The organism is Micromonospora sp. NPDC050784 (assembly GCF_044456765.1).
Lineage (GTDB): Bacteria > Actinomycetota > Actinomycetes > Mycobacteriales > Micromonosporaceae > Micromonospora > Micromonospora foliorum.
Genome location: NZ_JBITGG010000003.1, coordinates 109156 through 127916, shown reverse-complemented (window position 1 = coordinate 127916; position 18761 = coordinate 109156). Strand labels below are relative to the sequence as shown.

The following is an 18761-nucleotide window of genomic DNA, read 5'->3' as shown; positions in this document are numbered from 1 at the left end:
AGGGAGCCAACCATGACGTTGTGGCGGATCCGAGCGACGGTGGACGACCGACCGGGTTACCTGTCGGTGCTCACGGCGAGCCTCGCGCTGCGCGGGGTCAACATCCTCACCGTGCAGGTGCAGCCCACCGAGCAGGGCGCGGTGGACGACTTCCTGGTCGACGCGCCGGACGCGCTCGACGAGGCCGAGCTGATCGCCGCCGTCGAGCGGGGCCGGGGCCGGGACTGCTGGGTGGCGCGCAGCGAGGCGCGTGGCCTGGCCGACCAGCCCACCCGGGTGCTCGGGCTGGCCAACCGGCTGGTGCGTGACCCGGACGCGACGGGCGAGACGTTGCGGACCCTGCTCGCCGCCGACGTCGTCAGCTGGCGACCGGCGTCGGTCGGCGTCGAACGGGGGATCACCGGGGCCAGCATGCTGCTGGCCGACCCGGCGGGCGGCTCGTTCGCGCTGCGCCGGGCCGCGCCCGACTTCACCCCGGCGGAGTACGCGCGGGCGCAGGCCCTGGTCGAGCTGGCGGCCACCGTGGCGCGCCGGGCCGCCGAACAGGTCACTCTGGTGCTGCCCGACGGCGCGGAGGTGGCCGTCCGGCCGGCCAGCGCCCACGACCTGTCCGGAGTTCTGGAGCTGCACGAGGCGTGCTCCCCGCGCAGCCGGCAGCGGCGTTATCTGGGCGGCGCGCTGCCGCAGCCGGCCCGCCTGCGTCGGCTGTTGGAGCCGAGCCGAGGGCTGACACTGATCGCCACGACCGCCGGCGCCGACGGCACGGCCGAGTCGGTGGTCGCCGTGGCGAACCTGCTCGGCGAGGGTGACGAGGCCGAGGTGGCGCTGCTGGTGCGGGACGACTGGCAGCGGCGTGGGCTCGGCTCGGCGTTGCTACGCCGGCTGGCTCAGCACGCCGACCGGTCCGGGTACGCGGCGCTGGTGCTGCATGTCCAGGCCAGCAACGACCCGATGCTGCGTACGCTGCACCGGCTGGGCCGGCCCGCCGCGGCGGAGCGCGACGGCGGGCTGGTCACCCTCACCGTTCCGCTCGCTGTGGCCGCCCCGGCGGACCGGACGGGCGCGTTCTCGACGCCTGGCGTCTAGGGCCGGGGCGGCTCGCGGCGGCCCGAGACGCAGAACCGGTTGCCCTCCGGGTCGGCGAGCACCACGTACGGCGGCTCGGTCGGGTGCGGCTCGGTGGGATAGTGCCGCCAGTTGACGATCCAGGCACCGAGGGCGAGCAGCCGGTCGAGTTCCTCGTCGAGGGGGCGGTCGCCGGCGTCCAGATCCAGGTGGAGCCGGGGGAACTCCCGCACGGGGCTCTCGCTGAGGTCCATCGCGAGGGCCATGCCCGATACCCCCGGCGGCGGCTCCAGAACGATCCACTCGTCGCCGCTGAACCGGGGTTCGCGGCGACGGTAGCCGAGGGCCGCGGCCCAGAACGTTCCTGCCCGCTCGGCGTCGGACACGCCCAGGGAGAGCTGCGCGATCACTGCCATCTCCCGACGGTACGCGCCGACGAGGACCCCCTTGTGCGCGCCCGGCGTCCACAAGGGGATCTCTCGCGTTCCCGGTGTCAGGTGGTGGGGTAGCTGTTGTAGTCGGGGAAGTTGCCGTAGAGCCGGCCGTCGCCGCCGACGGTGACCGCCTGCACCAGCAGGTCGCCGCCGACGAACGCGCCCTTCCAGGAGGCGCCCCGGCCGCCGAACGGTTCGTCCCGGTCACCGCGTGAGCGTGGCTTGTTGATGCCCACCTTGAACGCCTGCAGGTCCACGGCGAGCTTGCCGGCCTCGTCGGTGTCGTCGCAGGCCAGCGAGGCCACCAGCGCGCCGTTGGAGGCGTTCATCGCGGCCAGTAGCTCGTCGGTGGTGTCCACCACGACGATCGTGTCGACCGGTCCGAACGGTTCGGCGTGCATCAGCCGGGACCGCCCGGGCGGGGCGAGCAGCACCGACGGCGCCACGTACGCCGAGGTGTCCTGTCCGGGTAGGAACGGCGCGCCGGTGAGCTTGCCCCGGTGCAGCGGGATCGCGCCGCCGCGGACCGCCTCGTCGACCTTGCGGCGTAGCTCGTCGGCCTTGGCGGCGCTGATCAGCGGCCCGAAGTCCAACTCGGGCAGCGGGTCGCCGGCGGCCCAGTCGTCGCCGACGGCGAGCGGGTGACCGAAGCGGACCGAGCGGACGACCGGCAGGTACATGTCGAGGAACTCGTCGACCAGGTCGCGCTGCACCACGAACCGGGGGTACGCGGTGCAGCGCTGCTTGCCGTACTCGAAGCCCTTCCTGAGGTGCGTGGCGAGCAGGTCCCACTGGGAGAAGTTCCAGATCCCCCAGGCGTTGAGGCCCTCCTGTTCGATGAAGTGCCGCTTGTCGCTGTCGAGCAGCGCGGCGGCCACCTTGCCGCCGTTGGACCGGCCGCCGACGAACGCCACCGCACCGATCTCGGGTGCCCGCACCAGCACCTCGGACAGCTCTCCGCCGCTGCCGGAGACGAGCGTGGCGGGCAACCCGGCCCGGCGCATCAGCGCGTGCGCGACGGTCAGGCACACCGCGCCGCCCTGGGACGGGGTCTTGGCGATGACCGCGTTGCCGGCCAGGAGCTGCACCAGTTCGGCGTGCACCAGCACGCTCATCGGGTAGTTCCACGACGCGATGTTGCTGACCGGGCCGGGCAGTGGCTCGCGGCCGTCGGCGAGCATGCGGTCGATCTCGCCCGCGTACCAGCGGACGCCGTCGAGCGCCCGGTCCACGTCGGCGCAGGCCAGCCGCCACGGCTTGCCGATCTCCCACACCAGCAGCAGGGCGAGCAGGTCGCGGTGGGCGGTGAGCGAGTCCAGCGCGTAGGCGACCCGGGCCTTGCGGTCGGCCAGGGGGGTCCGGGCCCAGGTCCGGTGCGCGGTGGCGGCGTGTGCGACCGCGGCGCGCGCGGTGGCGGCGTCGACCCGGGGCAGGTTGATGAGGACGGTGTTGTCCACCGGGGTGCGGACCGCGACGGGCTGGCCGACCGCCCGCCATTCGCCCTCGACCAGATTGTGCAGCGTGGTGACGCCGTCGACCTCGGCGCCGAACGCCTCCGGAGTGACGGCCACCGCGCGGGCCAGGATGTCGGTCCAGCCGGTGTCGTCGGCGAGTCGTAGTGCCATCGCTTCTCCTCAGGGTTGACCGGGGAGCGGCGGCGTCGACGGCACCGCTGGTGAGCGGTACTGTCTCGCGCTTGGTAGTGGGTCAGCAACAGTACGTTTGTCTGGCTGGCTGCCGACGCTCCAACAAGGCGCGAGGATCTTTCCGCATGCGTGCGACGTGAGCTGCGCAAACGTCGAACAGCAATTGACATGTGTCGATGGTGTGAGATGGTCCGCAGTGGTTACTCGTCGGTACGGAAGCGGCCTGCCGTGCCCCGGTCCGGCCGGCAGGCTTCCCAACCGGCGGCCCGCCCATTACATTGTCGGTTATCCATGGGAGCGCTTCCACGGCCTGTGGTCACACCGCCACCCCGCTGTCGCCGGTGGCCGTGCCGCCCGTACGCCGTCCCGCGTCGGTGCGACCGCCGGCGGCGCCTCCGACAGGAGCCCGCCATGCGCCACCTGACCCGGCCGTCCAGCGGCCAACCCGGTCGGTCACCGGTCGCCGACCAGCCCTGGCCACGGCGGCTGCTGGCCGCCGGCGTCGCCCTGCTCACCGGGCTGTCCCTCGTGGCCGCCGGGCCGACGACCTCGCCCGCCGCCGCCGCACCCGCGGCGACCTACAACTACGCCGAGGCGTTGCAGAAGTCGCTGCTCTTCTACGAGGCGCAGCAGTCCGGTCGCCTGCCCGACTGGAACCGGGTCTCCTGGCGCGGCGACAGCGCGCTCACCGACGGCGCCAGCGCGGGGGTGGACCTCACCGGCGGCTGGTACGACGCCGGCGACCACGTCAAGTTCGGCTTCCCGATGGCGTTCAGCGCCACCATGCTCGCCTGGGGGGCGGTCGAGTACCGCAGCGGCTACACCGCCTCCGGGCAACTGCCGCACCTGCTCAACAACCTGCGCTTCGTCAACGACTACTTCATCAAGGCGCACCCGTCGGCCAACGTCCTCTACGGACAGGTCGGCAAGGGCGACGACGACCACAAGTGGTGGGGCCCGGCCGAGGTGATGCCGATGGCGCGGCCCGCGTACAAGATCGATGCGAGCTGTGGCGGCGCGGACCTGGCGGGGGAGACGGCGGCCGCGATGGCCGCGTCCTCGATGGTCTTCCGGCCAACCGACGCGACCTACGCGGACAAGCTGCTCGGGCACGCCCGCCAGCTCTACACCTTCGCCGACACGGTGCGGAAGTCCTACCACGAGTGCATCACCGACGCCACGAGCTTCTACCGTTCGTGGAGCGGTTGGCAGGACGAGCTGGTCTGGGCCGCGATCTGGCTGCACCGGGCCACCGGCGAGGCCAGCTACCTGGCCAAGGCCGAGAGTGAGTACGACAAGCTCGGCACCGAGAACCAGTCCACCACCCGCTCCTACAAGTGGACCATCGCCTGGGACAACAAGCAGTTCGGCGCGTACGTGCTGCTGGCCAACCTGACCGGCAAGCAGAAGTACGTCGACGACGCCAATCGTTGGCTGGACTACTGGACCGTCGGGGTGAACGGGCAGCGGGTGCCCTACTCGCCGGGCGGGATGGCGGTGCTCGACTCCTGGGGCGCGCTGCGCTACGCCGCGAACACCTCCTTCGCCGCGCTTGTCTACAGCGACAAGACCACCGACACCACCCGCAAGGCCCGCTACCACGACTTCGCCGTCAGGCAGATCAACTACGCGCTCGGCGACAACCCCCGCAACTCCAGCTACGTCATCGGGTTCGGCGCCAACGCACCGAAGAACCCGCACCACCGCACCGCGCACGGCTCCTGGTGGGACAGCCAGACCGTGCCCGTCGAGACCCGGCACACCCTCTACGGCGCGCTGGTCGGCGGCCCGTCCTCGGCCAACGACGCGTACAGCGACAGCCGGTCGGACTACGTGATGAACGAGGTGGCCACCGACTACAACGCCGGCTTCACGTCCGCGCTGGTCCGGCTGACCTCCGAGTACGGCGGCACGCCGCTGGCGAACTTCCCGGTCGCCGAGACGCCGGACATCGACGAGTTGACCGTGGAGACCACTGTGACGCAGGCCGAACCTCGGGCCACCGGGCTCAAGGTGATGGTCTACAACAAGTCCGCGTTCCCGGCCCGTGCGCTGACCGACGGCCGGTTCCGGTACTACTTCCGGCCCGACGGCACCGGCCCGGTGCAGGTCACCGCCGGCTACACCCAGGGTTGCCCGTCCCCGACCACGGCCAAGCAGTTCAGCGGTGACATCTGGTACGTCGAGGTGGACTGCGCCGGGTACACCATCGCCCCGGCGGGTCAGTCGCAGCACCGGATGGAGGTCCAGTTCAAGGTCGGTGTGCCGGAGGGCGGCACCTGGGACCCGACCAACGACCCGTCGTACCAGGCCACCGCCGGGCCCAACCGGAAGGTGCCGCTCTACTCCGGCACCACCCGGGTCTGGGGCGAGGAGCCGGGCCCGGTCGTGCCGGACACCACCAAGCCGACCGTCCCGGGTACCCCGGTGGCGTCCAACCTCGGCCCCCGCACGGTCACCCTGACCTGGGCGCCGTCCACGGACAGCGGCGGCAGCGGCCTCGCCGGGTACGACGTCCGCGAGTTCATGGTCGGTAACGACGTGGTGGCCACCCGGCGGGTCACCGAGAACTCGATCACCATCACGACGCTGCTGCCGGAGCGGACGTTCGAGTACACCGTCGTGGCGCGCGACGGCGCGGGCAATGAGTCGGCCGCCTCGCCGAAGCTCAGCGTGACCACGCCACCGGCCGGCACCGCCGACACCACCGCGCCGAGCACGCCCGGCACGCCGGTCGCCTCGGCCGTCACCGCCACCGGGCTCACCCTGGCCTGGACCCCGTCGACCGACAACGTGGGCGTCACCGGCTACCGGGTCTATCGCGAGGCCGGCGCCACCGACGTGCTGGTCGGCTCGCCGACCGGCACCACCCAGGCGGTGTCCGGGTTGACCGCCTCGACGGCGTACCAGTTCTACGTGGTGGCCGTGGACGCGGCCGGCAACACCTCCGCGGCGTCCACGCCGGTCGCGGTGACCACCGCGGCCCCGCCGGTCGGCGGCACCTGCTCCGTCGGGTACGCCACCAACGACTGGGGCGGCGGCTTCACCGCGACGGTGTCGATCACCAACACCGGCACCACAGCGATCAACGGCTGGGCCCTGCGGTTCAGCTTCCCCGGTGGGCAGAGCGTCGGCCAGGGCTGGTCGGCGGCGGTCAGCCAGAGCGGCGCGGCGGTGACCGCCACGAACCTGTCCTACAACGGCACGATCGCGGCCGGCGCGTCGGTGAGCTTCGGCTTCAACGGCACGTACAGCGGCGCCAACCCGAAGCCGACCGCCTTCACCGTCAACAACACCCCCTGCACCATCGCCTGACCGGCGCCATGACGAGATCTTGGACAGTTACCGTTCCGCGCGAACGGTAACTGTCCAAGATCTCGCGGCGCCCGGCCCTCGGGCGAACTCGGGTGGATAGGTCGGCGGGAATCCGGGCAAGCCACTGTCGTGCGGAAGTTGCTGACCGTCGGGCACGGCGCTGCCGATCGGGGCCGACTGGGAGAGTTGCTGACCGGGGCCGGGATCGCCCAGGTGGTGGACGTCCGGCGATACCCAGCCAGCCGCACCAACCCGGACGTCCGCCGCGAGGAACTCGAACGGTGGCTGCCCGAGTGGGACGTCGACTACCGCTGGGAGCCGCGGCTCGGCGGACGACGGCACGTCCCCGCCGGGGAGCCGGAGCCGGACAGTTGGTGGACCGTCGCGGCGTTCCGGGCGTACGCCGCCCACACGCGGACGGCCGAGTTCGACGACGCGCTCGCCGAGGTGCTCGCCGGAGCGGACCGTCGGACCACCGCGATCATGTGCAGCGAGAGCGTGTGGTGGCGCTGCCACCGGCGGTTGATCGCCGACGTCGCGACGCTGGGCAGCGGAGTCCCCGTGGCGCACCTGATGCCGGACGGCCGCCTCAGCCCGCACCGGCCGGCCGAGGGCGCCCGCCGACTGCCCGACGGCCACCTGCTGTGGGACGCCTGAGTCACTCCACGAGATCGTCGGCGAGCAGATCCATCAACAGGCCGTCGTGCCAGCGGCCGTCCGCGCCGCGCTCGTAGCGGCGCAGCACCCCCACCGGCCGGAAACCAACCTTCGCGTACGCCCGGATGGCGGCGCTGTTCGCCGCGGCCGGGTCGATGGTGAAGCGGTGGTGGCCGTACTCGTCGATCAGGTGTCGGGCCAGGGTGCGGATGGCGTCACCGCCGAGGCCTGCGCCGCGCTCCGCCGGGTCGAGGAAGACGTCCAGGCTGGCGTGCCGGTAGTCCGGGTCCGCCTCGGCGTACCACTGGATCGCGCCGATCACCCGGCCCTCGTGCTCGATCGCGTACACGTGCAGGTCGTCGTCGGCGAGGTCGGCGCGGACGGAGTCGGTCAGGTCGTCGCCGCCCCGCCACCACCGGCGTACCTCCGGGTCGGCCCGGATCGCCGCGAGGGCCGGCACGTCCGCGACCGTCGCCGGTCGTAGTGTCACCGCCCGCCCCCGCAGCATCGACTCAGCCCCGGATCTCGCCGTGCTCGACGCAGACCGCCGACCAGCCCACCGGCAGCACCTGCACCTTCATCCGACGGCGGCAGCGGGGGCAGAACCGGGGTGGCTCCAACTGGCGGGCCGACGCGCAGGCCGGGTGGGCGGTGGCCGTCGCCGACTCACCGCACCGGTCGCACCACGGCCCCGTCGTCGTCATGGTCGTCACAGCGTCGCGGAGAGAGCCTTGACCGGCATCTTCAGCTCGTCCAGCAGCTCCAGGTCGGCCGTCGCCGGTCGACCGAGCGTGGTCAGGTAGTTGCCGACGATCACCGCGTTGATGCCGCCGAGCAGACCGTCGCGGGTGCCGAGGTCGCCGAGGGTGATCTCGCGCCCACCGGCGTACCGCAGGATGGTGCGCGGCATGGCCAGCCGGAACGCGGCGATGGCCCGCAGCGCGTCCTTGCCCTCCACCACCGGGCGGTCACCCAGCGGGGTGCCGGGCCGCGGGTTGAGGAAGTTGAGCGGCACCTCGTGCGGGTTCAACTCGGCGAGCTGCGCGGCGAACTCGGCCCGCTGCTCGACGGTCTCGCCGAGGCCGAGGATGCCACCGCAGCACACCTCCATGCCGGAGTCGCGAACCATCCGCAGCGTCTCCCAGCGCTCCTCCCACGAGTGGGTGGTGACCACGTTGGGGAAGTACGACCGGCAGGTCTCCAGATTGTGGTTGTAGCGGTGCACGCCCATGTCGACCAGGTCGTCGACCTGCTCCTTGCTGAGCATGCCCAGCGACGCGGCGACCTGGATGTCGACCTCCGCCTTGATGGCGGCGACGCCCTCGCGCATCTGCTTCATCAGCCGGGCGTCCGGGCCGCGGACGGCGGCGACGATGCAGAACTCGGTGGCCCCGGTCGCGGCGGTCTGCTTCGCCGCCTCGACCAGCGACGGAATGTCCAGCCACACCGAGCGTACCGGCGAGGTGAACAGGCCCGACTGCGAGCAGAAGTGGCAGTCCTCCGGGCAGCCGCCGGTCTTCAGCGAGACGATCCCCTCGACCTCGACCTCCGGGCCGCACCAGCGCATCCGCACGTCGTGGGCGAGCTGGAGGGCGGCGGGCAGGTGCTCGTCGGGCAGGTTCAGCACGGCGAGGATGCCGGCCTGATCGAGGCCGACACCGTCACCCAGGACCTGGGTCCGGGCCTGGTCGAGGATCTCTGGCATGGCTCGTACCCTACAAGGCCCCCCGATCAGCTGGAATGCCCTGGCAGTTCGTGGACAGCTAGCACCGAGTGGAATCGTCGGGCCGGTGGCGGCGGGTGGTAATTTCGCCCGGCGGGTGTCGGGCTGACCGGCACGTACAGCGGGGGAGGGTGACGGTGGCGGACTGGCTGGCGGCGCTCGACCGCCGCGCGGAGCTGCGGGCGAAGGCCGGGCTGACCCGGCGGCTGCATCCGCGTCCGGCGCACGATCAGATGACCGATCTGGCCGGCAACGACTACCTCGGCCTGGCCACCCACCCGGAGGTCACCGCCGCGGCCACGGCGGCCCTCTCGGCGTACGGGCTGGGGGCGACCGGGTCGCGCCTGGTCCGGGGCTCCACCGACGCGCACCGGGCGCTGGAGGAGGACCTGGCCCGCTGGCTGGGCACCGACGGCGCCCTGGTCTTCTCCTCCGGCTACCTGGCCAATCTCGGCGCGCTGCGGGCGCTCGTCCAACCTCGGACGCTGCTCGTCTCCGACGCGCACAACCACGCTTCGCTGATCGACGGCTGCCGCCTCTCCGGTGCGGAGACGGTGGTCACCCCGCACGCCGACGTGGAGGCGGTCGCCGCCGCGCTCGCGGCTGCTCCCGGCCGCCCGGCGGTGGTGGTGACCGAGTCGGTCTTCTCGGTCGACGGTGACCTCGCCCCGCTGGCTCGCCTGCACGCCGTGGCCCGCCGCCACGGCGCGCTGCTGCTGGTCGACGACGCGCACGCGCTCGGCCTGACCGGCCCGGCCGGCGCGGGCGCGGTGGCGGCCACCGGGCTGGCCGGCGAGCCGGACGTGGTGGTCACCGCCACCCTGTCCAAGGCGCTCGGCGGCGCGGGTGGCGTCGTCGCCGGCCCGGCCGAGTTCGTTCGGCACCTGGTCGAGACCGGCCGCACGTTCATCTTCGACACGGCACTGCCGCCGGCGGTCGCCGCCGGTGTGCACGCCGCGCTGCGACTCGCCCAGGCCGGTGACGACCTGCGCGCCGAGCTGTCCGACCGGGTGGGGCTGGCGGTCGGTCGACTGCGGGCGGCCGGGCTGACCGTCTCCGCCCCGGACGCGGCGGTGATCTCGGTGACCGCCCCCGGGCCGGAGGCGGCGACCGCCTGGGCCGCGGACTGCCGGGACCGGGGCGTCGCGGTGGGCTGTTTCCGGCCACCGTCCACCCCGGACAGCCGTTCCCGCCTGCGCCTCACGGTCAGCGCGGGGGTGCCCCGGGCGGCGTTCGAGCGGGCGCTGGACGTCATCGTGGAGACTGCCCCATGACCGGCTGGGCGGGGTCGGTTCTGGTTACCGGGACGGACACCGAGGTCGGCAAGACGGTGGTGACCGCGGCGATCGCGGCCGCCGCGCAGGCTGCCGGGTTGCGGGTGGCGGTGGTCAAACCGGGTCAGACCGGTACGGCCGGCGGTGAGCCCGGCGACGTGGACGCGGTCAACCGGCTGGCTGCGCCGCTGACCGGTCGGACCCTGGCCAGCTACCCGGATCCGCTCGCCCCGTTGGCCGCCGCGCGGGTCGCGGACCTGCCGCCGCTGGAGTTGTACGCGGCGGTGGACGCCGTCCGCGAGGAGGCCGACAAGCACGACCTCGTGTTGATCGAGGGCGCGGGTGGGCTGCTGGTTCCGATGGGGCTGCGGCCGTCGGGTGAGCCGTGGACGATGGCCGACCTGGCGGTGTCGCTGGGCGCGCCCGCGGTGGTGGTCGCCCGCGCCGGGTTGGGCACGCTCAACCACACCGCGTTGACCCTGGAGGCGCTGGACCGTCGGGCGGTGCCGGCCGGTGTGGTGATCGGCGCCTGGCCGGCCCGGCCGGAGTTGGTGCACTGGACGAACCTCACCGATCTGGTGCCGAACCTGCTCGGTGCGTTGCCCGACGGCGCGGGCGCGATGGACCCGGGCGTGTTCCGGCGGTCCGCGCCGGGTTGGCTCACCCCGGCCCTGCACGGTGTGCTCGACGACTGGCGGGTCTGGGCCGAGGAGAGCGGCTGAACACCTGACTTTCGTCGGTGTCCGCCCAGGTCGGGCGTGGGTAGCCTGACCGCCGTGCGGATTCTCGACTCCGCGCCGTCGGGTTGGCTGCACCGGCGGCGTCGCCTGCTGCTGGACGTGCTGCTCTGGGCGGTGGTGGCCGCCCCGGTGGGTTATGCCGAGGTCAGCCCGCCCTATTCGCGGTACGTGTTGCCGCTGCTGGTCGGCAAGCTGCTGGTGCTCGGTGTGGCGGTGGTGGCGGGTCGACGTCAGCCGTTGGTCGCCCTGGTGCTGGCGGTCCTCGGGTCGTTGTTCGATGGCAACTTCGTGTTCGCCATTCCGGTCTTCAGTTATCTCGCCGGGCGGCGCAGCGCCACCGTGGGTCCGGCGATCATGGTCTTCGTGCTGATCACGGCCGGTGGCACGGCGCTCAACCTGGGGCTGCTCGGTGCCGGCGCGGCCACCTGGTTCCTGCTCGCCTCGGTGCTTCTCTTCGCCGCCGTGTTTCCCTGGTTGGTCGGCCGGTACCGCCGCCAGCAGCAGGAGTTGACCGACGCCGGTCGCCGGCACGTCGACGCGCTGACCCGCGAGCAGCGGGGTGCCGCCGAGCGGATCCGGCTGCGTGAGCGGGCCCGGATCGCCGGGGAGATGCACGACTCGCTCGGTCACGACCTCAGCCTGATCGCGTTGCGCGCCGCCGCCCTGGAGGTCGCCGCAGACCTGGACGACCGGCACCGGGCTGCGGCGGGGGAGTTGCGGGCCAGCGTCTCCGCCGCCACCGAGCGACTGCACGAGATCATCGGGGTGCTCCGCGAGGAGGCGGGCGGGTCGCTGCGTCCGAGCGGGGAGACCGTCGCGGACCTGGTCGACGGTGCCCGGGAGGCCGGCATGGCGGTACGGCTGGACGCCGCCCCGGCGGTCGCGGAGCTGCCGACGATGACCAGTCACGCGGCGCACCGAATCGTCCGGGAGGCGCTGACCAACGCGGCCCGGTACGCGCCGGGCGCCCCGGTCGACGTGCGCCTCACCCGCGACGGTGACCGGGTGGAGGTGACCGTCGTCAACGACGCCCCGCCGGCCGGGCCGCTGCCCGCCCCGCCGTCGCAGGGCAGTGGGCTGCTCGCCCTCGCCGAGCGGGTCCGCCTCGCCGGTGGGACGCTCGACGCCGGCCACCGCGCCGACGGCGGTTTCGCGGTACGGGCGGTGTTGCCGGCCACCTCGCCGTCGCCCGAGGCGATCGGGTCGGCGGCCGAGACCGGGCAGCCGTCCCGGCCGGGCGAGCGGCCCGGTGCGGCGGAGCGGCCGGTGGATGCCGAGCGGCGGTTGCACGACGCCCGGCGGCGGGTTCGGCGCAGTCTGCTGGTGGCGCTCGTCGCACCTGTCGGTTTCGCCCTGGTGCTCTCGTTCGTCTACTACCCGGTGGCGACCGCCGGGACGGTGCTGGACCGGGCCACCTTCGAGCAAATGCGCGTCGGCGCGGCCCGGTCCGAGCTGGTCGGGCTGCCCCGGCGGCAGTTGGAACGCCCAACACCCGTCGACCGGGCCGGCTGCGAGTACTACACCGACGGCAACTTTCCCCTCGCGGAGCCGACCTGGCGGCTCTGTTTCACCGATGGCCGGCTGGTCAGCAAGGAGTGGATCGCCTAGTGGACACCGACGCGACGGGGGCGCCGCCGATCCGGGTGGTGCTGGCCGACGACGAGGCGATGATCCGGGCCGGCGTCCGGGCCATCCTCGCCAGCGACCCCGGCATCGAGGTGGTCGCCGAGGCCGGCGACGGGCACGCGGCGGTGGAGCTGGTCCGTGCCCACCGACCCCGGGTCGCGCTGCTGGACATCCGGATGCCGCGGCTGGACGGGCTGGCCGCCGCCGCCGAGATCCGCCGGGTCGTGCCGGACACCGCGACGATCATGCTGACCACGTTCGGCGAGGACGACCACGTGGCCCGGGCGCTCGGGCACGGTGCCAGTGGGTTCCTGCTCAAGGCCGGCGACCCGCGTGAGCTGATCGCCGGTGTGCACGCCGTCGCCGACGGCGGGGCGTACCTGTCGCCGAGGGTGGCCCGCCGGGTGATCGAGCTGGGGGCCGACCGGCTGGCCCGTCGACCCGCCGCCCGGGACCGGACGGCTGGGCTGACCGAGCGGGAACGGGAGGTACTGGCCCTGGTCGGGGCGGGTCTCTCCAACGCCGAGATCGCCCGCCGGCTGCACCTCGTGGAGGGCACCGTGAAGAGCTACCTGACCAGCATCTTCACCCGACTGGATGTGCGTAACCGGGTGCAGGCGGCGATCCTCGCGTACGAGGCGGGTCTGGTCGACGGCTGAGCGGGGGCCGGGAAGCCCCCGCTCAACCGCAGGTCTACGCGTCGCGGCGGCGCAGTGCGGCCCGGCCCAGCAGCAGCGCGGCGCCGGCCCACCCGGCGAGCAGCAGCAGCCCGACCAGGGGCGGATACGGCTCGGTGTCGCCGGCCAGGAAGTGCCCGCCGGCCACGCCGGGGAACACGTCGGCGATCCGGTTCAGCACGTCGATGTCCGGCTCCTGAAGGGACAGCGGCACGATCATCAGGGTGGCGAGGAGCACGGTGAGGGTGAGCACCGCGCTGCGCAGCGCGGCGCCGAGGCCCAGCGCGAGGACGCCGACCAGCGCCAGGTAGGCCGCCACCGCCACAATGTCGCCGATCGTGCCGGCGGCCGGGGCGCTGCCCCACTCGCCGAGCACCGGCCGGGCGACCAGGGCGCCGACGCCGCCGAGCAGCAGCCCGAGCGCGAAGGTGACCGCGCCGGCGACGGCTGCCTTGGCCAGCAGGACCCGACGGGACGGGGTGCACTGCAACGTCGTCCGGATGGTGCCACTGGTGAACTCGGCGGTGATCGCGAGCAGGCCCAGCGCCAGCACCACGTACTGGGTCAGCTCGACCGAGTCGATCAGCACGCTGCCGACGGTGACGATCCCCCGGTCGTCGGTCGGGTCGTCGTTGGTGTTGTCGTTCGCGGCGTAGATGGCCAGTTGGCCGGCGCTCGCGGCCATCACCAGCAGCCCGGCCAGCGCCGTCCACCAGGTGCTCCGCACCGAGGAGAGCTTGGTCCACTCGGCGGCCACGGTGCCAGTGCGGGTGCGGGTGGTGGTGCTCATCGCGCCCCACCCCCGGTCGGGCCACCGGCGTACTCGACGCTGTCGGCGGTCAGCTCCATGAACGCCTGCTCCAACGACGCGGCGTGCGCGCTCAGCTCGTGCAGTCGTACCCCCAGTTCGTGGGCCAGGTCGCCGACCTGGTCGGCGGTGGCTCCGGTGACGGTCAGCTCGTTCCGGTCGGCGGCCTCGACTGTCGCCCCGACGGCGGTGAGGCGCGCGGCGAGCGCGGCCAGCCCGTCCGGGTGCGGGCTGCGGACCCGGACCACGACCGTGCCGCGGGCGATCACCTCGCCGATCGGCTCGTCGGCGAGCAGCCGGCCCCGGCCGATCACCACGAGCTGGTCGGCGGTGAGCTGCATCTCGCTCATCAGGTGGCTGGAGACGAAGACCGTCCGCCCCTCGTCGGCCAGCGAGCGCATCAGTTGCCGCACCCAGCGCACCCCGTCCGGGTCGAGGCCGTTCACCGGCTCGTCGAACATCAGCACCGGCGGGTCGCCGAGCAGCGCGCCGGCGATGCCGAGCCGTTGACCCATGCCGAGGGAGAGCGTCCGCCCCGGCTTGGCGGCGGCCCGTCCGTCCAGCCCGACGGTGTCCAGCACCTCGTCGACCCGGCGGGTCGGGATGCCGTTGCTGTGTGCCATGGCCCGCAGGTGCGCCCGGCCGGACCGGGCCGGGTGGATGGCCCGGGCGTCGAGCAGCGCGCCCACCTCGTGCAGCGGTCGGCGCAACTCCCGGTACGCGCGCCCGCCGACCAGGGCCTGCCCGGCGGTGGGACGGTCCAGGCCGAGGATCATCCGCATGGTGGTGGACTTGCCGGCGCCGTTGGGGCCGAGAAAGCCGGTGACCCGGCCGGGCGCGATGTCGACGGTCAACGCGTCGACCGCGACTGTCGACCCGAACCGTTTCGTCAACCCACGTAATGTGATCATGCGCTGACGCTAGGCGGGTGGCCCGCTGCCCCACCGCGCCCGAACGGCACCACCCACCCCTGACTTTCGTCAGGTCGGCGGGCTCGTCACCGCACGTAGTCCTCCAGCAGTGCCGGGGTGAGGCCGGCCCGGTGGATCGCCTTCAACGCCGCGAGAAGATCGTCCATCAGCGCCGGCCGAAAGTGCATCAGCAGCACGTCGCCGGGTTGCACCACCTTCTCCGGGGTCTGGTAGCGCACCTTCCCCTCGTGGACGGTCTCGGTCCAGTGGAAGACCGCCTTCGCGCCGCAGTCGTGCGCGGCCCGCAGTGTGGTGCTGTCGTGCTCGCCGAACGGTGGACGGAACAGGGTGGCCCGCTTGCCGAACAGCCCTTCCAGCTTGTCCGCGGCACCGCAGATCTCCTGCTTCTGATAGTCGTACGACCGGCCAGCCAGCGAGTTGTGATTGATGGTGTGGTTCTCCACGACCCCGCCCGCCACCTGGATCTGCCGGAAGTAGACGTCGTGCTCCTCGGCCGCCGGAGAGTTGAGGAACAGCGTGACCGGGATGTGGGCCTGCCAGATGAAGTCGGCCACGGCGGGCGGGCGGGCCAGCCCACCGTCGTCGATCGTGATGAAGGCGACCTTCTGGTCGGTCGGCAGGCGGTGCCAGAACGGGGCCGAACCGGTCGTCGGCAGTGGCACCGGTTGCGGCGGCGGCGCCTCGGGAAACGTCGGCACCTGGGACACGTACCAGGCCAGGCTCTTGAACGCGGGCTTCGCGGTCGCGGACGGTGCGGCCGAGGGGGTCGGCGCCGGGGCGGACGGCGTCGGCTGGGCCGCGGTGACCTGCCGGGCGTGGGCCGGGTGGCCCGGACCGACTGTGCAGGCGGTCAACGCCAGCAGCGCCAGAAGCGTTACGACGGCAGGGATCCGACGGGTGGGGATGGCTGACACGCCCGGAAACATACCGAGTGGATCAGGATCCGATCAGCCCGGTGACGTCGGGGGAGCGGGCGACCACGAACGCGTCCGGCATCCGGAAGGTGAGATTGTCCGGGCACCAGGGCTCGCGGAGCACTGTCACCGCGTCCAGCAGCGGCGCGGCCTCGGCCACCACCACGGCCGCCTCCATGCGGGCCAGCACGTCCCCGACACAGCGGTGCGCCCCCGCCCCGAACGCCAGGTGTCGGCGTGACCCACGCTGGCCCGGACGGAACTCGTCGGGCGACTCCACGACCGCCGGGTCCCGACCGGCGCGGCCCAGCCACAGCACGAGGCTGCTGCCCGCCGGCACCTCGGTGCCGCCCAGCGTGCTCTCCGTCGTCGCCACCCGTCGCCAGGTGACGATCGGTGGTTCCAGCCGCAACCCCTCCTCCACCACGTCGGCCACCGCGACCTCGCCGGTGCGCAGGCCGGCCCGTACCGCGGGCTCGCCGGCCAACCGGTGCAGCAGCAGGGTGAGGAACTGCGAGGTGGTCTCCTGCCCGGCGACCAGCAGGAAGAAGAGCGCGCCGACCACCACGTCCGGCGGGTGCCCGGCCGCGCGCAGCTCGGCGGCCAACCCGCCACCGACGGCCGCGAAGTCACGCAGTACGCCGTGGAACCGGCCCACCTCGGCGGCGAGCGCCACCTGCCGGTCGGCGTCCAGTGGTGCCCAGAACAACTCCAGCGCGGCGCGGGCGAACTCCTTGACCGCGCCCACCGGCGCGTCCGGCAGATCGACCAGCCGGGCCAGCACCAGCAGCGGCAGGTCGGCGGCGAGGTCCGCGTACAGGTCGACCGGTTCGCCGGCGTCGAGCGTGGCGCCGATCCGGGCGACCCGGTCCCGGACCAGCGCGGTGAGCCAGGGTCGCTGCGCGGCCACCCGGGTGGGGTGCAACGCCGCCGCGACGATCGCCCGGATCCGCGGGTGGCTGACGCCCGAGTTGTTCGCCAGGGTCGGCGGCAGCCGGAACCGGTGCCCGGCGAGCACCCGCAGCGCGGTCACCGGCATCGGTGTCACCGCGTCCAGCGCGTTGTCCGGCCGGTAGGTGACCGGGTCGGCGAGGACCTCGCGGACCAGCGCGTGCCGGGTCACGACCAGGTGGGTGCCGCCGACGTGGTCCGGCACCCGGGCCACGTCCGGCCATGCGGTGTCGGCCACCTGCGCCCAGCTGCGGAACAGCACCCGGACACGCTAGCCGGCGGCCCCCGGCAACCCCGCTCGCAGCCGCCAGACGGTGGTGCGCTTCACCCGTACGCTCTCCAGCGCCTCCGGCACCGGCACGTCGTACGCGGCCACCTCGTCGAAGCGGTCCCGGGGCAGGAACGCCCGCCCGGGGTCACCGACCAGCGCCGGCGCGCCGGCCCGGGCGGCGCGCAACAGGAACCGCAGGACCCGGCGGGCCATCGCCTCGCTGTAGAAGACGTCCCCGGCGAGTACCACCTCGGCGTCCCCGGCGTCGCCGTCGAGGATGTCGCCGAACTCGGCGTCGACGCGTACCCCGTTGGCCTCGGCGTTGAGGGTGACCGCCGCCACCGCCAGCTCGTCGACCTCGACGGCCCGCACCGACGCCGCGCCGGCGCGGGCGGCGGCGATGGCCACCAGGCCGGAGCCGGAGGCGAGGTCGAGCACCCGGCGGCCGGCTACCAGCTCCGGGTGGTCGGTCACGTAGCGGGCGAGGGCCTGCCCGCCGGCCCAGGCGAACGCCCAGAACGGCGGCGGCCGGTCGCTGGAGAACTCGCCCTCGGTCAGCTCCCACAGCCCGATCGGCTCGTCCGCCTGGTGCAGCCGCACCTCGGGAACGAAGGGGACCGGGGCCAGCCGGGCGTGCAGCCGGACGAAGGTGCTGGAGAGCTCGGACACGGCGTGATTCTCCCAGCGGGCCGACTTCCGGCGTGTCGCGGGGGAGTGGTGACCGGTTCACCACGCTCGGTGAAAACCCACCCTGTCCTTGCCGTCCGGTGCGAACACACCCGTCTGGTTCCGCCGGTGTCCCGCTTCTAGCGTTGCGGGGTGGAGGCGACCGAACGGAGGACGGCGGTGGTGACGGTGTGGCGGTATGCGCTGAGGGCAGGGGTGGTGCTGGCCTGTCTGAGCGGGGTGGAGCTGGCGGCGGCCGCCCCGGCACAGGCGGCCTTCACCACCGAGATGAGCGGCCTGCCGGGACGGTTCACGGCCGGCGAGCAGGTGCGGACCATCTCCGCGGTGGTCTCCCAGACGGATCGACGCGCCAGGTGCGCGAAGGTGCGCTGGTCGATGGTGCTCAGCGTGCAGGGCCTCCGACTCGACCAGGTGAAGATGGACCGGGTGGAGGAGACCGGCGACTTTCCGCTGGAGATCCGTACCGAGGGTGACGTGGCCCGGTTGACCGACCGGCAGCTCGACCCGGGCACGCTCTGCCCGGGCCGCACGGTCACCGCCCGCTACCGGGTGGCCTTCGCCGAGGACGTCACCCAGGGGCGGGTCACCCTCGCCGCCGAGGCGTACGACGCCAACCTGCGCCTGCTGGCCCGGCAGACCGCCACCCGCTCGGTGGTGGGGGTGGGCGGCGCCCCGACCGGTACGCCGAAGCCGACGGCGACCCCGCCGGAGCCCACCGAATCCGCGAGTGCGCCGGCCGAGGACGAGAGTGCGACCACCGAGGAGCCGGTGGCGGAGTACCCGGCCGACGCAGCGCCGCCAGCGGCCAGTCGCCCGGTCTCGCAGTCCGGCGCGTTCGGTGTGGTGCAGGCCGCGTTCCTCCTCGGCGGGCTGCTGCTCTTCCTCGGGATGGGGCTGCTGCTGCGGCTGCGGCACCTGACCCGGGCCACGGCCGGGGACGCCGACGAGACCGACGACCCGCCGGTGGACCGGCGCTGGGAGCGTCCGGCGGTAGCCGACCCCTGGCGGCGGCCGGCCCGCAGGTGATCGAGGGCCGTGGGG

At 73.4% G+C, this 18761-nt stretch carries 18 protein-coding genes; 8 read left to right on the top strand and 10 right to left on the bottom strand.

Going from position 1 to position 18761, the window contains the following annotated elements:
* Positions 1–12 precede the first annotated feature (12 nt).
* Positions 13–1086 (top strand): GNAT family N-acetyltransferase, encoded by a 1074-nt coding sequence (locus ACIBD9_RS05080; RefSeq protein WP_396714667.1) that lies wholly within the window; start codon positions 13–15, stop codon positions 1084–1086.
* On the opposite strand, the gene ACIBD9_RS05075 is transcribed toward ACIBD9_RS05080, so the two are convergent.
* Positions 1083–1481, bottom strand: coding sequence for a VOC family protein (locus ACIBD9_RS05075; protein ID WP_396714665.1), 399 nt, complete (start codon positions 1479–1481; stop codon positions 1083–1085). The genes ACIBD9_RS05080 and ACIBD9_RS05075 overlap by 4 nt on opposite strands.
* A gap of 77 nt (positions 1482–1558) precedes the next feature.
* Positions 1559–3124, bottom strand: a complete 1566-nt coding sequence (locus tag ACIBD9_RS05070; RefSeq protein WP_396714663.1) for an aldehyde dehydrogenase family protein — start codon at positions 3122–3124, stop codon at positions 1559–1561.
* Positions 3125–3556: 432 nt separating this feature from the next.
* Between ACIBD9_RS05070 and ACIBD9_RS05065 the strand changes: the two genes are divergently transcribed.
* Together ACIBD9_RS05065 and ACIBD9_RS05060 are read left to right on the top strand one after the other, a co-directional pair.
* Entirely contained in the window at positions 3557–6460 is a 2904-nt protein-coding gene (locus ACIBD9_RS05065) for a glycoside hydrolase family 9 protein (protein ID WP_396714661.1), read from the top strand.
* A 129-nt stretch (positions 6461–6589) separates the two neighbouring features.
* Positions 6590–7117: a DUF488 family protein gene (locus ACIBD9_RS05060; RefSeq protein WP_396714659.1), complete on the top strand. Its 528-nt coding sequence runs from the start codon at positions 6590–6592 to the stop codon at positions 7115–7117.
* A gap of 1 nt (position 7118) precedes the next feature.
* On the opposite strand, the gene ACIBD9_RS05055 is transcribed toward ACIBD9_RS05060, so the two are convergent.
* The 3 genes from ACIBD9_RS05055 to bioB are packed head-to-tail and all read right to left on the bottom strand — an operon-like array spanning position 7119 to position 8822.
* Positions 7119–7625, bottom strand: a complete 507-nt coding sequence (locus tag ACIBD9_RS05055) for a GNAT family N-acetyltransferase (protein WP_396714657.1) — start codon at positions 7623–7625, stop codon at positions 7119–7121.
* A 4-nt stretch (positions 7626–7629) separates the two neighbouring features.
* Complete coding sequence (locus ACIBD9_RS05050; RefSeq protein WP_238662096.1) at positions 7630–7821, bottom strand: hypothetical protein; 192 nt, start codon at positions 7819–7821, stop codon at positions 7630–7632.
* Positions 7822–7826: 5 nt separating this feature from the next.
* Positions 7827–8822, bottom strand: a complete 996-nt coding sequence (gene bioB / locus ACIBD9_RS05045) for a biotin synthase BioB (RefSeq protein WP_396714655.1) — start codon at positions 8820–8822, stop codon at positions 7827–7829.
* Positions 8823–8977: 155 nt separating this feature from the next.
* On the opposite strand from bioB, the gene ACIBD9_RS05040 reads away from it, so the two are divergent.
* The 4 genes from ACIBD9_RS05040 to ACIBD9_RS05025 are packed head-to-tail and all read left to right on the top strand — an operon-like array spanning position 8978 to position 13139.
* Positions 8978–10114 (top strand): 8-amino-7-oxononanoate synthase, encoded by a 1137-nt coding sequence (locus ACIBD9_RS05040; RefSeq protein WP_396714653.1) that lies wholly within the window; start codon positions 8978–8980, stop codon positions 10112–10114.
* Positions 10111–10836 (top strand): dethiobiotin synthase, encoded by a 726-nt coding sequence (bioD, locus tag ACIBD9_RS05035; RefSeq protein WP_238660882.1) that lies wholly within the window; start codon positions 10111–10113, stop codon positions 10834–10836. Before ACIBD9_RS05040 ends, bioD begins: the two co-directional genes overlap by 4 nt.
* 54 nt (positions 10837–10890) lie before the next feature.
* Complete coding sequence (locus ACIBD9_RS05030) at positions 10891–12462, top strand: sensor histidine kinase (RefSeq protein WP_396714650.1); 1572 nt, start codon at positions 10891–10893, stop codon at positions 12460–12462.
* Positions 12462–13139 carry a response regulator gene (locus ACIBD9_RS05025; protein ID WP_396714648.1) on the top strand — a complete coding sequence of 226 codons (678 nt, stop codon included), beginning with the start codon at positions 12462–12464 and terminating at the stop codon, positions 13137–13139. Before ACIBD9_RS05030 ends, ACIBD9_RS05025 begins: the two co-directional genes overlap by 1 nt.
* Before the next feature lie 34 nt (positions 13140–13173).
* Here the strand turns inward: ACIBD9_RS05025 and ACIBD9_RS05020 are convergent, their stop codons facing one another.
* The 5 genes from ACIBD9_RS05020 to ACIBD9_RS05000 form a co-directional block, all read right to left on the bottom strand.
* A complete protein-coding gene (locus ACIBD9_RS05020) occupies positions 13174–13947 on the bottom strand; it encodes an ABC transporter permease (RefSeq protein WP_396714646.1) in 774 nt (257 codons plus the stop codon).
* On the bottom strand, positions 13944–14876 hold the full coding sequence (locus tag ACIBD9_RS05015; RefSeq protein WP_396714644.1) for an ABC transporter ATP-binding protein: 933 nt from the start codon (positions 14874–14876) through the stop codon (positions 13944–13946). The genes ACIBD9_RS05020 and ACIBD9_RS05015 overlap by 4 nt, the downstream gene beginning before the upstream one ends.
* 86 nt (positions 14877–14962) lie before the next feature.
* A complete protein-coding gene (locus ACIBD9_RS05010; protein WP_396714642.1) occupies positions 14963–15811 on the bottom strand; it encodes a polysaccharide deacetylase family protein in 849 nt (282 codons plus the stop codon).
* Positions 15812–15833: 22 nt separating this feature from the next.
* The gene (locus ACIBD9_RS05005; RefSeq protein WP_396714640.1) at positions 15834–17024 is read right to left on the bottom strand and encodes a cytochrome P450; all 1191 of its coding nucleotides are present in this window, start codon (positions 17022–17024) and stop codon (positions 15834–15836) included.
* 9 nt (positions 17025–17033) lie between these two features.
* Positions 17034–17702, bottom strand: coding sequence for a class I SAM-dependent methyltransferase (locus ACIBD9_RS05000; protein ID WP_396714638.1), 669 nt, complete (start codon positions 17700–17702; stop codon positions 17034–17036).
* A 150-nt stretch (positions 17703–17852) separates the two neighbouring features.
* On the opposite strand from ACIBD9_RS05000, the gene ACIBD9_RS04995 reads away from it, so the two are divergent.
* Positions 17853–18746 carry a hypothetical protein gene (locus ACIBD9_RS04995; protein ID WP_396714636.1) on the top strand — a complete coding sequence of 298 codons (894 nt, stop codon included), beginning with the start codon at positions 17853–17855 and terminating at the stop codon, positions 18744–18746.
* The last annotated feature ends 15 nt before the right edge of the window (positions 18747–18761 follow it).